This is a genomic window from Streptomyces coelicoflavus (genome assembly GCF_003112555.1).
GTDB lineage: Bacteria > Actinomycetota > Actinomycetes > Streptomycetales > Streptomycetaceae > Streptomyces > Streptomyces coelicoflavus.
In genome coordinates, this window is record NZ_BEWB01000008.1 from 1 (window position 1) to 13,674 (window position 13,674).

The window sequence follows — 13,674 nt, forward strand, 5'->3', positions numbered from 1 at the left end:
CAGTGAGGGAATGGTCGGCTGCGGTCCCACCAGGCGACGCAGCCCCTTGGCGCAGGCCCGGTGGATCTGCAGCTCGACTGACTCACCGTTCTCGGACGAGGTGGCGCCGAGCATCTGATGAGGCTGCAGGACGACCAGGGCCCTCGCCGCTGGCAACAGCTCCTGAATTTCCGGAAGGAGGATGTCCACAGTGGAGCGGCCAGCGAGGAACCCGTAGACGGGGTCCGTAGACAGGGACAGCACCGAGAAACAGCCTGCTTCCTCGTACACGGCGCGCAGGTTCTCATCGGCCTGCAGCATCGGCAAGAACTCGCTAAGCACGGCTTCGCCGGCCTCCTGCTGGAGGCGGTGTGCGGTCTCGCCCGCAACAGCTGACAACCGCGGTATCAATCCCTGGAAGATCCTCTCCCACACACTCCCGGGGTCATGTGGGTCGGTAAACGTCTTGTCCCGCAGGCGGGCAAGCAGCTGAAGGGGTGCCGCGTCCTTTGCGTCCTCGTGCACGGCGCGCCAGCCGTCGTAGGCCGCCTGCAGAAGGATGAATCGGGCCTCGTCGGTGTCCGTCTCGTACGCTGGATTGTCGGCGATGCGAGTCTCTTTCAACAGTCGTCCCAGCAACTGCACGGCACGCTGTTCCCCGGTCACCACCCATTTCCATGCGCACTGGCAGCCGACGTTGTGCACTAGGTGATGCACGGCAAACCCATGGAGCGTGTGGGGACCGGCATAAGGCAGGAAGTCGGTGAAGGCAGCATCAGCCTCGGTCCATCTGTCTTGCAGCACCAGCGCCTCGACCAAGAGGCGTCTGAAGTCGGCTGTGCTCGAAGCCCACGGATCGACGGATCGCGCCAGGCCCTCGGCGGCGGCGTGCTCGGCGCGTTCGGCCTCTCCCTGCCGGATCAGATCCTGGATCGCCAAGAGGTCCTGCGCCGTATGCTCCCTATCGATTCGGGGGAGGCCATCGGCAAGGGAACGAAACCCATGCAGCAGTTCCTCCAACCAGGGGTCGGCTCCTCTGCGCAACTGCATCTGAAGGATCAGGGACGCTTGTGCCGGCAGGTCGGCGATGTTGTCGTGCAGGCGGCCGTCAAGCTTACGCAGATAGACCAGTACAGGATCCAGGTGGCTGGCCACGCAAACGGCGGCACCCTCCTGGTTGCGTAGCTGAACGAGGTGGGCGAGTGACGTGCGCGCCTGGGCGGCCATCCCTTGGTCGGGGTTGCCGGCTTGTGCCAGCCATTCGAGTTCCAGTTGCAGCAGCCCCTGCGCGGACTCGTACTGGCCATGGGCCTGATGGAACGCGGCAAGATTGCCCATGAGCAGAGCGGTGAACGTATCCGCTGCTCCTGCCGAGCGGATGTGCCCAACAAGATTAGTAGCGTGCTGGGCCAGCTCCCAGCTCCGCTCCGCCTGACCGGTGAGCAGAGCTCCACGCAGCCAGCGGTCCGTGTGGAAGGCCAGAACCGACAATGCGGCCGTCACCTCTGCCCCGGTCATTCTCAGGTACCGGGGGATGATCTGCTGCAGGACCGCGTTCATCGACACGGTGTCATCGCTTCCGGGGAACGGCTCGTGCCGGGCTGGCAGCGGCTCGTCCCACCGTACGAGGGAGACATTAAGCAGCTCGCGCATGACCTCCCGTATCGGTACCCGGGCCTCATCGAAGACCAGCCATCCGGGAGACGGCGGCATGTTTTCGGGCTCGTAAAACGCGCATGCTGCAGCAAGATGCACCGGCGCCCGGCGCGGTGCGAGCCAGCACAGCGCAGCCACCGTGTCCAGAGTCGGTTGCAGCAGGCCACGGCCGTGCGCACTGCTCATGAGGCGCTCCATGGTCAGCGCGACCGCTGCGGCCAGAGTCCGCGGATAACCGGCAGGCACCGACTGTTCATCGTCGGCAGCACGGTGCACCAGAGTCTCCGTATAAGCAGCAATCCGCTCGACGCCCACCCCGCAGCTGACCAGATAGCCACACGCCACCTCGATCGCCAATGGCCAGTGCTCCAAGACGTCCGCCAGCCGGGACAGTGCCGACGCATGCTCGGTAGCCTCCTGTACACCGACCGACAGCCGCAGCTGCAGCAGCTCGAGTGCTTCCTCGCAGCTCATCGGTTCTAGATCGATGAGCCCCTCCGTCCTCGGCCAGTGACCACCCAGCGCCGTCACGATGACCCGGCCGTGCCCCCGCCGGGGTATCCATGCGCCGGCAACGGACGCGCTTGCGTCGTCGAGAACCATGAGCCAACGCCCGGGTAGCGACTGCAGCTCGGCGTGAACCCGCTCGCAGACCAGCCGTGGGTCCCGCACCTCCGTTTGCTCGGCACTACCCGTTAGGTGTGCCAGCACCCGGACGAACGACGCCACCAAAGACTCTTCGCTCTCGGCGTCGACCCAGAACACAGCGTCATAGCGGAAAGCTTCAGCCGCGATGTACGCGGCGGCGAGACTGGATTTACCCAGACCCGACAGACCCGTGATGACACACGTCCGCACACCCTGCGCCAAATCGTGCCCACCCAGCAGTACCTCGCCTACCTTCTCGACGAGGTGCGCCCGGTCCACCTCCGGGACCGGAGGCGCCTGCCCGAACACGATGCCCAGATCCTGCCGCCCCAGAGCCGCGCGCAGTTCCTCATCACCGACCAGCAGTGAACGGCGGAAATCACTCACATCCCACTGCGCCAGACCGGGATCAGCCGCCCGACGCATGACTTCGGCCACCAAACAGCCCAGCACGAGCCCGCCGGACTGACCGGACAGCCCCCGCCCCGCCCTCTCGCGCTCCAAGCGCAGCGCACTGTGGAGGTCCTCACGTAACTGCTCATCACTGCGGACATCGAACTCAATGCCCGACCGTCCCAAGCGCTGCCAGTGCTCGGCGGACAACGCCTGGCAGAGGCCCCAAGCGGCCGGAGCCCGTGCCAAAAGCTCCTGGAGCCCCACCTTGAGACGCGGAATGTCACCACCGTGGCGCTTCAACAACTCACTCAGATGCAGGCACCCTTCGTCCGCGACAGCGGACGTGATCAAGCGGTACTGGTCGGCTTCGAAGCCGGTGACCAGATGAACCAGCACCGACACTGCCTCGCGCGCCCTCACGGTCCGTCCTGCACCAGCGCTCTTCACCTGCACCGCAAGCAGCGAGCGACCAGAGTCATCGACCAGATCGAAATCGACCGAATCCACATGGTGGACAGACACCGCATTCCCGGGCCCCTCGACACGACAAGCAGTCGCCTCGCCCTGCTGCATGCCAGCCAACAAAGCCTCTACCGTTCGCAGGTACTGATACTGGAACCCGCGAGCAGCAACGCGCCCACCATCGATCGCCACACAACCCCCTTGCGCCGAGCCCTACACGCGTGACTCAGACTAGGCGCGAGGTATGACAACAAAGGGCAGCTCGGCCATATGTGCGATGGCTTCCGGCCCAGAAAGCTCAACCCCAGATGCAAGTGGGACTTCCGTGACGGTTCCCCGCGTGCGTGAGCAGAGCCCGCGGAGCGGGCAGGCTAGCGGGTGCCATCGCGCCCGTGGCCAGATCATGAATGACGTCCCCGGGCTTCCTTGGCCGGTCCGCACCAATGACGGCAACCTGCGTACCGAGGTACCCCTGGCCCGACGAGTACGGCTTGGCAGACTGGCCGGTACCCCGGCCCTCTATACGCCGTGACCGCCGCCTCAGCGAGGTGTCCCACCACGTCGTGCTCGGTCTCACCCACCTGGAGACACAACTCCTCCCTCACCGAGGAGATCGGCTTGTGGCGTGGCGGTCCGTCAACCCTGGGGCGACTTCAGCATCGGTCCAGGGCGGCTCCGACCTACGCATGCCATACGGCACCCATCGCTTCTGTAAGCTAACGGGCCACCCGGTCCTTCATCCGGCAGGTCCCGTTGGCCATCGTCAGCGACGTCACGCCAGGGCTCGCTACGTCGGCATCGATGCGGCCAGCAGACAGGGTGCAAGGCGGGGAGGGGAGTGGTCACTCGTGGTCGGTAGATGGTGGAGCCGTCCGAGCCGGCAGGAAGCACTGCCCGTCGGCGGGTCCCCTCTGGCGACCGGTGTTCGCTCGGTGGCGGCTGGCGGGGACATCGGCGTCGTCGTGACTGGTGATGGCAATAACGTCTATCAGGTGGCCGCGCCACCGCGCGTGGCCAGTTCCGATTACCGCTACCAGGTCGAATCCCTCGCCGCTACCGAATTTCATGGGCGGCACGACGAACTGGCGGCTATGGCAGCGTTCAGCGTTGCGCCCGGGGACGTAGACACAGGGGTGAACGCGTATTGGCGGTGGCTGGCCCCCGCATGGGCAGGCAAGACTGCTTTGATGGCAGCATTCGTCCTTGCGCCGCCTCCTGAAGTCGACGTCGTGTCGTTCTTCATCACCTCGCGCCTGAACCGGCAGAACGACCGCACCGCCTTTTGCGAGGTGGTGCACCGCCAGTTCTACGCGCTGCTGGGCGAGGAGGAGCCGGCAGTCACTGAGCACACGCGTGAGGAGAGCCTGCTCGCCGCGATGGCACGGACCGCTGCACTCTGCAAGAGGCGTGGCCGACGTCTGGTGCTCGTGGTCGACGGTCTGGATGAGGACCGTGGGGTGCTGGCAGGACCCGACAGCCACAGCATCGCCGCTCTACTGCCGCGCTCGCCTTCGCACGGTATGCGCGTGATTGTGGCTGGGCGGCCGCACCCTCCCGTCCCGGACGACGTGCCGGCATCCCACCCACTGCGGGAAAGCCTTATTGACCGGTGGTTGACGCCTTCGTCATTTGCCGCTGCAGTGCGCCGGGAGGCCGAGGACAGTCTGCTGCGCATGCTCAATGCAGGTGGCCTGGCACGTGCGCTTCTCGGGTTGGTGACGGCGGCCGGCGGCGGATTGACGGCTGCGGACTTGGCCACGCTGGCGGGTACACGTTCGCGTTTGGTGGAGTTGGAGTTGAGCACGGTCACCGGGCGCGCCTTCCGGGTTCGGTCACCTCATTGGACTTCCCGCGAGGCTGGTCGCAGGGCGGCGGGCGTCTACGTGTTGGCCCACGAGGAGATCCAGCGGAGCGCTCTTGATCTGCTGACTGACGAGGAGTTGGCAGGGCATCGGGAACGACTGTATGAGTGGGCGGACGCCTTTCATGAGCGGCACTGGCCGCCCCACACACCGGAGTACCTGCTGCGTGGATATAGCCAGCTACTGCGCACGCAGGCGGACACTGCGCGGCTCGTTCGGCTGGCTGGTGATGCTCACCGCCACAGCCGGTTGTGGCAGCGCTCTGGCTCCGATCTTGACGCACTGTCAGAACTCTCGGCTGCATTCGACGGCCTGGTGGCCTCCGGCGCCTCCGATGCGGCGGATGTCAGTGACGCCTTCCTCCTCGCTGTCCGACGTGACGCTCTGCGTTCCCGCAGTGAGTGCATTCCGAACGCGCTGATCTCTGTGTGGGCGAGCTTGGGCCATGTGCGGCGCGCGATCAGTCTGGCCCGTGCCCGCCAAGACGAGTTGGCGCGAGTGCAGGCATTCACGGGCGTGGTACGGGCCTTGGCTGCCGTTGGTGATCTACCGCAAGCAGCAGAGGTGGCTGACGAGGCGGCAAGACTGGCAGGCACCGTGGCCAGACCGCGCAGCGAGGAAGCGGTGGGGTGCGCCGCGACCATGCTAGCCCTTGCCAACTCCCCCGAGCGGGCGATCGACATGGCGCGGACACTGGAGCCCCCGGAGGTCCGTGGCCGGGTTTTGGCGCAAGCTGCTCTTGCCGCGCTGCAGTCTGGGCAACGACACGCGGGAGAGGCAATCGCCCATGCGGCCGCCTCATCGATACCCGACATCATGCCTGTCTCAGCAGTGCAGACCATGATCTTGGAAGGTAGCTATCCAGATGCTCTGACGGCGGCTCGAACGGTCGGCGACACCGACCTACGAGCCCACCTGCTGGTGAACACCGCTATAGCCATGGCAAAAAACGGGCAGTCTTCGGACGCCGTCCCGGTAGCCGAGGAAGCACTCTCGGAAGCAACGGACAATGCCCTGGCAGCGAGTACTGCGGCACTGGCCCAGGCAGGCGAACATCAGCGAGCAGCCGAACTGTGCCGGTCGCTGTCGGACCCGTACGCCCAGATGACGTCCCTGGCACGGGTCGCAGCTGCTCTGGCCGAGTCGGCCACGGACCGCAGCACCGTCGTCGAGCTCGCTCGCGAATCCGCAGCCCTCGCCGCCCAAGTAACCGCTGACAACTTGCGCGCCCACGGCCTCACCATGGCAGCGCATGCCCTGGCCCTCGCCAGTCGACACGAGGACGCCATCGAACTGCTACAGCCCCTCAAATCCCATAACGAGCGGGAAGAGGCCGTCGCGGACGTCGTCGCCGCCCTGGCACAGGCAGCAGACGGCCTTGGCCCTGCAGCCCGACTGGCGCATACCTTGAGTCTTCCCCGCAGCCGAAGCAGGGCATTGGCACACCTCGCAGATGCCCACATGCGCGCCGGAAGCCGCCAGCAAGCAGAAGAGCTTGCCCGTGAAGCCTCCGCCGCCACCCGACAGGGCACCGCGCTGGGAGATACTCATCATGTCGGCACGCTGTCGGTGATCTTGGCTGAGTCGGGTGCACCGGATCTCGCCATTGAGGTTGCCCAAGAGATAAGCGACCCGAACAGACAGGCCACAACCCTGTTGGAAGCGGCCTGCGGCGCGGCCAGGTGCGGGAGGCCCCAAGACGGCGATACTATCGCCCGAACGATCCTGGACCCATACCGGCGGGCGCAAGCTCTGGGGTGGGTCGCAGCCGCCGCGGCCCGAGCCGGTTCACTGGAGCTCGCCAGCCAGCTGCTACAGAGGCTGCGCAAACTCGAAAGCAGCCGCTCTTCCCAACCGGTTGTCTCAATCGATCACAGCAAAGCTGCCCTTGTCGCAATGGCGAAGGCTCTTACCGATTCCGGTCAGGACGATGCTGCGATCGCTCTGGCCGCCACCGCCCAGCACACCTGGATCAGGGCGGAGATCCTAGCCGCCGTGGCCAAGGGCTTGGTCGCTCGCGGTGAGGATGAGAAGGCCCTCATTCTAGTGAAGGACTTTGCTCTGTCCCCGCGCGCGTCCCGCGCTCTTGCTCCGGTGGCCGCGACATGGGCGCGGGCTGGCTCGGGGTCCAGAGCGCTTGAGGCGATCCAGGCCCTCCCCGACTCGGCGAAGCAAGCTGAAGCGCTTGCCCTCGCCGCGCAGTCCCTGACTAGGACGGGCCACCTTTCGCAGCACTCAGCTCTGGCCCGTCAAGCGCGCACTCTGACTGACATCTTGACCGCTGCCACCTGGCCCGACCACATGCTGTACGAACGCGTGAGGGTGCTGCTCTGCCAGGGCCGCTCCAAGCTCGCCGCGGCTGTCAGCCAGCACATCGCGGACAAGCTCCTGCAGGCCCGGGCCGTCACCCCGGACGACAGGGCCGCAAAGCCGCCGACCCCGCCCACACGCGAGCCAGACGAGGAGGAGAGCGACGACGTCCTGACGGCTGAGGCTGCCTTCCTTGTCGAACTGGCCACCGAAGAACACAATCATCAGCAAGCCGTCGCCTCAGCCGCAGCAGCACTCGCCTGGACAGGGCAGCATGACCAGGCACGAGCTCTGACACTCGCACTGCCCGACACCTTTACCAAGGACGAGGCCACAGCGTCAGTCGCCGAAGCAATGGCCGCATTCGGACATGCAACGAAGGGCCTCGATCTGGCAAGAAGCCTGGCCGACCCCCTTCAGCGCAGCCGGGTCCTTGGCAACATCACCTACTGGACCGCTCAGCGCGGGGACTATGGCGCGGCTATCGACGTAGCCGCCGACATCAGCCACCACGAACAGCAGAAATGGGCGCTTCTGTCCACCGTTGAGCTCGCTATAGAAAGGCAGCAGTATGCTGAAGCTGCTGCTGCCGCCCATGCCCTGCCCGACTCCTACGACCAGGTACGAGCGTTGTGCGCGATCTCCGCGGCAGCCCGCCAGCACGGGGAGAACGCTTACGCTGGTCAACTCACTGGTGCGCTCGATTCTGTGATCTCAAACGCCTTGGCCTCAGAGGGCCGGACCAGGAGTCGGCTGGGCTGCCTGAAAGCCGCCATCGCTGAAGGATCGGGTGACAGCGCCCGAGGCCGCGCAGCCGCAATAGAAGCGCTCAGCCTCGCCCCCTGGCACGACTCCATCCATGCCGTCCTTCGAACGGCACCCCAGGCCCTACAGTCGGCCGTACGAATGGTGTTGGTCGAGTCGAAGGCTGCTGCGGCCACCTCTGCCGGCATGCCTTAGACCACAGCTCACACCTGAGCTCAGCGGACACTCAAGCCCACGCGATCGACCAATGTCTGTAGGCCGAAGGACACGTAAAGGGGATGATGAGGGCATGAAGGCACTGATGTATGCAGGTATTGGGCTGTGCGGGGTGGGTGCAGTGGCACTGGTCATAGGCGCAATCATCGACGTCGACGCAGCAGATCCGTGGGCCAGCGTCGGTGGCGGTGCTGCCGGGCTCATCGGTATCGGCCTGGCCCTGTACGCCCACTTCTCGCTGACGCCCAGCAGATCGCCGTCCGTGAGCGCCACCGGAGAACGATCGATCGCCGCCGGAGGCAACATCGGCATCGCCACAACAGGGGACGGCGCTGCCCCCGCAGTCCCTCCGGCTATGCCGACGGCAACGCCCGCAGCACCAGGCGGCGCGACAGCAGCCGGCGGCCGGTCGATAGCGGCTGGCGGCGACATCGGTACCGCATCGACAGGAGACGTGTAGGCACACGTTCCCACCGACACTTGACGTGGGTCTCTGAGCCAGTGGTCATGTTTCTTATCGTGGTGTAGGCGATCAGTCGTTTGACGCGGCGGGCAGGACGATCGTGTCGTCGGGGTAGAAGGCGTCCATGCTTTCGTTGGAGAGGTAGCGGCGGGGGAAGGCGATCCATTCGTCGTGGAGTTCGGCGAGGACGGCGGTGGCCAGGCGGAGGACGGCGGCCGGGTTGGGGAAGACCTGGACGACGTCGGTGCGGCGTTTGATCTCCCGGTTCAGCCGCTCGAGCGGGTTCGTGGACAGATTCTTCTTCCAGTGCAGGTGGGGGAAGTCCGCGAACGCGGTCAGGTCCTCCTTGGCCTCCAACAGCATCTCTCTGACCTTGGGGAACTGCCAGCCGAGCATGTCGGCGACGGTGTCGAGCTGAGTGCGGACCGCGTCCGCGGCGGGCTGGGCGAAGACCGTGCGGATCGTCGCGGCGACCATCTCCGCCGAGCCTTTCGGGCCCACGGCGCAGACGTTGCGGACGAAGTGGACCCGGCAGCGCTGCCAGGCGGCGCCGAGCATGACCTTGCGGATCGCTTTGACCAGACCGCTGTGGCTGTCGGAGATGACCGGGCGGACGCCACCGAGGCCGCGTTCGCGCAGGTGACGCAGGAACTGGGCCCAGAACACTTCGGTCTCGCTGTCGCCGACCATGACCCCGACGACCTCGCGGCCACCGTCCTGGGTGACGCCGGTGGCGATGACGACCGCCTGCGAGACGATGCGGTGGTCGACGCGGGCCTTGACGTAGGTGACGTCGAGGAACAGGCAGGGGAAGCGGATGTGGTTTCAGCGGACGGGTGCGGAAGGCGTCCAGCTGTTTGTCGAGGTCCGCGCAGATCCGGGAGACCTCGCTCTTGAGATATCCCGGCGTCCGAGCCGAGCGCTTTGACCAGGTCGTCGACCGAGCGGGTGGAGACGCCATGGAGGTATGCCTCCATGATCACCGCGTAGAGGGCCTGGCCGATGCGCCGCCGGCGCTCCAGCAGGCTGGGGAAGAAGCTCCCGGCCCGCAGTTTCAGGATCGCGAGCTCGAGGTCGCCGGGGCTGCGTGGTCACCGTCTTCTCCCGGTGCCCGTTGCGCCAGGTGGTGCGGGTGCCGGTGCGCTGTCCCCACTCGACGCCGATCTTCGCACTCGCCTCCGCCTCGATCAGTTCCTGCAACAGCCGCTCGGCGACCTCGCGGACAAGTTCAAGACCATCGGCCGAACGTAGTGACTCAAGCAGGAGAAGTAGGTCATGCTGGGACAAGGCCACCGTGCACCCTCTGAGCGCGAACTGCCCGTTCACCCGGACAGTTACACGGCGGCCTGCCAGTTGAGCAGGGAGCAGTCACCGGCAGACGGTGCACTCCAGGGAGCGGGACCCGCGCACTCAACCGCGAAGATCCCCTACACCACTCAGCGGGACGCCATCCCAGATCCACCAGCACAACCACAAAAATCAAGCCCACGACCGCGGGCCGCCGATACCGCCGCGGCCGCGATGCACACGCGTCGCATTACCCCTGAAACAGCCATCGGTCTACTCCTCGCGCACCGCACCCGGACACCGCACTTGAATGTGCGGTCCCCAGGCCGACGCATTCCGAGGAATTGAGCTGGCACGAACGCCATCGGGAGGGCGAGCGAGCTCGCTCCGACCACGGCGACACGGCGCAAGTGAGGTGGACCCCGGAATCATCCGGCACGACCATCTCATGCCGTACGTGCCGCGGCCTACGGGGTCCAAGACCAGTGGGTATCCGCCCCCGCGAAACCGACGCCTTACTTGGCCGGCGACCGCCAACGTCCTTCAGGACGCTTTAGCGGCGACGGCCGCATGTCGCACGCTGGCGCGGACATCTTCGGCGAGCCGCTCCAGCACTTCCGGTACCACCGGGTCGATAGGCCCCTCCTTCATGCGAAGCTCAGCGACCTCGGCCAATGTGCGGCGGACGGTGTGGTCGTTGTCTTCAGCGAGTCGGCGGATGGTTCGGGGGTGCTGACCCGCATGGGACACGGCGAGAAAGGCGCCGGCCTGACGGACGGTCCTGTTGTGATGTGTGACCAGCAGCGCGGGGTCAACACTGAGCGCGATCTGCGGCGGCAGGTACGCGAGAACACGGGCTGCGTCTCCGACGTCCGAGGGAACGGCGGTACGGAGCAATGCGATGGCGTTCTCTCGCACCCAGTGGTGCTCGTCATCGAGTTCCGCGGCGAGGTGCGCCAACTCTAGGGCCGGCCCGCGCAAGGACGCCGTGCCGAAGGAGATGCGGGCCCAGCTGAGTGGGTGAGGGGTACCGGTCATTTCGCTGTCAAGGTGACTGCCATCCTGCTCGCCCAGGACGAAGGGCTTAGCCTGGTGGTAGATGGCTGTCCTATCGGCCCGCGGCAAGTCCGTGATCAGGTTGCGGAGGCCGTTCAGGGCGCTGCGTCGGGCGTCGGCGATCTCGCGCCTGTCCAAGGCGATTTCCATGAGTCTGTAGGCGCAGCGTCGGCGACTGGATTCGTCGAGCTGGCAAACCAGGAGTGCGTCGTTCGCCAGCTGATCGCCGATGGTGGTGTTGTGCGGGTCGGGCGCGGGACGGGACTGGATGCGGTCCAAGGCCTCAAGGGCGGCGGCCCGCACGGTGGGGTGGTCAGCGACCACCTGGCTCAGGGCGAGGGCGGCTGGGTACTTGTTGTCCTCGGCGAGGGTGGCAAGGGTGGCGAGCCGTGTTCGGCAGGCCGTCTGCTCGGCTGCCGTCAGCGGGGACGATGGGGCGGTGAGGATCTGAACCCACCGGCTCTCGCCGAGTGCCTCCCAAGCGTCGTAGGTACCTTGCTCTGCTTCGTCGAGCAGCTTGGTGACGGCTGGAAGGGCGAGACTCGGGTGCCGGTACGCGATGGCGAACCGGGTTGCGCCTCGACCTGTCCGCTTGAGATCGACGAGGTCGGTGAGCACCTGACTGGCCTGCTCGGCCGTGCCCCGAGGGGCGAGGGTACAGGCGCTACTGAGGACTTGATGTAGGAGGTGCCGGAGAGGAGATTCAGCCAGATCCCCGGAGAGCAGCCGTCGAGCTATGTCGATGAGTTCACCAAGGAGCGCGATGGCGGCATCGTCATCCAGGAGGTCTGTCTGTGCTTCCAGCTGTGCTGCTCGTGCACGGGAGACCCGCCAGGGCACGCCTTGGAGAGGCCCGAGAGGAAGGAGCCTGTCGCCGGAGGCGGCAGCAAGCTTCTTGGCCGCCTTGGCCTCTCCCGCTCGCTGATAGTAGATCGCCGCCAGCCCTGCCTCGGTGTTTTCCCGGTACAGGTCGGCCAGAAAACGCAGTGCCTCCAGTTCTCCCGTCCAGTCACCCGTCACCACGGTGTCGACGAGCCAACGCTGCGCGGCGGCGATGGCCTCCCGAGGCTTTTGCCGCACCAGTGCGGACATAGCCTGCTCCCGGGGTTGGCGGGACCGGACCAGAAGGCGACCCGTGCCGGTTGCGCGGAGTGCCTGTGCGAGTCGATGTTCGTCGTCGATGTCGCCCGCCAACGGGCCGTACGAGACGTTGATGGTCCTGATGCTGTAGAGCCAGTCCGCAGCATCCTGGGGCAAGTCGGCGCGGATGCCGGCATTGACGGCATCGCGGTACGCCTCGACGGCGGCGTCTGCTTCCCCCTCTTCGGCGAGCCGCCTGCCCTCCCGTGCGAAGACCATCGCCGCCGGGCGGTCCGTCACGTGGTGGCGGCGCGCCCGCTGGCGCAGTGCGCGTCGTTCGGCAGGGTCGTAGTGGGCACGTATGAGACGGAGTCGGAGCAGTGTGTGGTCCGCGTCGTTGCCCCGTTCGGCAAAGGCATCGATGGCTTCCAACACGAGCCCGTCGAGCTCACGAACCGAGTTCGGATCGAAGGCCAGTGCCTGCTCTGCGAGCAGGAGAATCAGTACGGGACGATACTCGGGATCCCGCTCGGCAGAACTCGCCGAAAGGACCTCACGAAGGCTGTCCAACTCGCCCAGCGGGTGGAGCAGGCTGTCCGCGGTGGCTTGCAGTAGTTTCGCGATTCGCTCTGCTCGGTCTGCTCGCGGTTCCCCGGCTTCGGTGCTCTTGAGCGCCAGCCTCGCGATGTCTCTGGTAAGGGACCGGGCTTGGTCGTAGTCTCCGGCGCGCAGGGACGCGACGGCGAGATTGCCTGCCATCTCCACGGCGGCGACGCTGTGGCCAGCGGCTTGCAGGGCGGCCATCTGCTTGCGCTGCATCACAGCTGCGTGCCCGTGGAAGCCGGTGCCGTGCAGGCTGGAGGCGATCTGTCCGTAGAGGCGGGCGGCCTGTTCGGGGTCTGTCGGCAGGAGTGTGTCAGCCTGGCGAAGGAGGGGGGCGAGCATCTCGGTGTTCAGCGGCCCGACGAGAATCAGCTCTGCCTGCTGCCGCCGGTCAACATGGGTCGGGAGCGCGGTCGAGGATGTCCCGGCCGCCGCAAGCGCCGAGGCGTGGTAGTGGTACTCGGTCGTCGTGCGGGTCTCGTGCTTGTCGCCGCTGACAACATCGCCATCGACGGTCAACTGGTTCCCGTCTCCTGTGATGCCCACCCCCACATCGGCACCCGCCAAGATCCCGCGATCCCCCGGGACCGGCGCACTCGCGATCTTCCCGGCGTCCCTGCCGCCGTCCTCACCTCGCGAGCGCGACCACTTGCTATTCATCGCTGAATTCTCCCTTACTCGCGATCGTTTCGTCCACGGCTCCGCTGCCGAGGCCCTCATCAGAGCCCGCCGCAGCCGTCCTTGGAACCGATGCCTCAGGGCGCCTGGGTGGCCCCGGTCCGAGTGAGGGCGCAGGCTCGTTTCTGCGGTGAACGCGGCCGCCCGCACGGGCGAGTTCCACCAATGCTGTCCCACATGACGTTTGCGAGGAACCTGCGGTTCTCGCAGTGC

General features: G+C 66.3%; 4 protein-coding genes and 1 pseudogene. 2 read left to right on the plus strand and 3 right to left on the minus strand.

Going from position 1 to position 13,674, the window contains the following annotated elements:
- Positions 1-3,333, minus strand: a 3,333-nt coding sequence (locus Sco07f_RS19865; protein WP_159106956.1) for an NB-ARC domain-containing protein, incomplete at its 3' end; no start/stop codon positions are given.
- A 740-nt stretch (positions 3,334-4,073) separates the two neighbouring features.
- On the opposite strand from Sco07f_RS19865, the gene Sco07f_RS19870 reads away from it, so the two are divergent.
- Positions 4,074-8,273, plus strand: coding sequence for a hypothetical protein (locus tag Sco07f_RS19870; RefSeq protein ID WP_159106957.1), 4,200 nt, complete (start codon positions 4,074-4,076; stop codon positions 8,271-8,273).
- Between the two features lie 94 nt (positions 8,274-8,367).
- Positions 8,368-8,754 (plus strand): hypothetical protein, encoded by a 387-nt coding sequence (locus tag Sco07f_RS19875; RefSeq protein ID WP_244942078.1) that lies wholly within the window; start codon positions 8,368-8,370, stop codon positions 8,752-8,754.
- Positions 8,755-8,826: 72 nt separating this feature from the next.
- Here Sco07f_RS19875 and Sco07f_RS19880 read toward each other — a convergent pair.
- Positions 8,827-10,050 (minus strand): annotated as a pseudogene (locus Sco07f_RS19880) (IS256 family transposase).
- Between the two features lie 537 nt (positions 10,051-10,587).
- A complete protein-coding gene (locus tag Sco07f_RS19885) occupies positions 10,588-13,443 on the minus strand; it encodes a hypothetical protein (RefSeq protein ID WP_108988640.1) in 2,856 nt (951 codons plus the stop codon).
- Between the last annotated feature and the right edge of the window lie 231 nt (positions 13,444-13,674).

Excerpts from the sequence above, each read along its gene's own strand:
- Sco07f_RS19885 (WP_108988640.1), bottom strand. The coding sequence starts at position 13,443 with ATGAATAGCAAGTGGTCGCGCTCGCGAGGTGAGGACGGCGGCAGGGAC.
- Sco07f_RS19875 (WP_244942078.1), top strand. The coding sequence starts at position 8,368 with ATGAAGGCACTGATGTATGCAGGTATTGGGCTGTGCGGGGTGGGTGCA.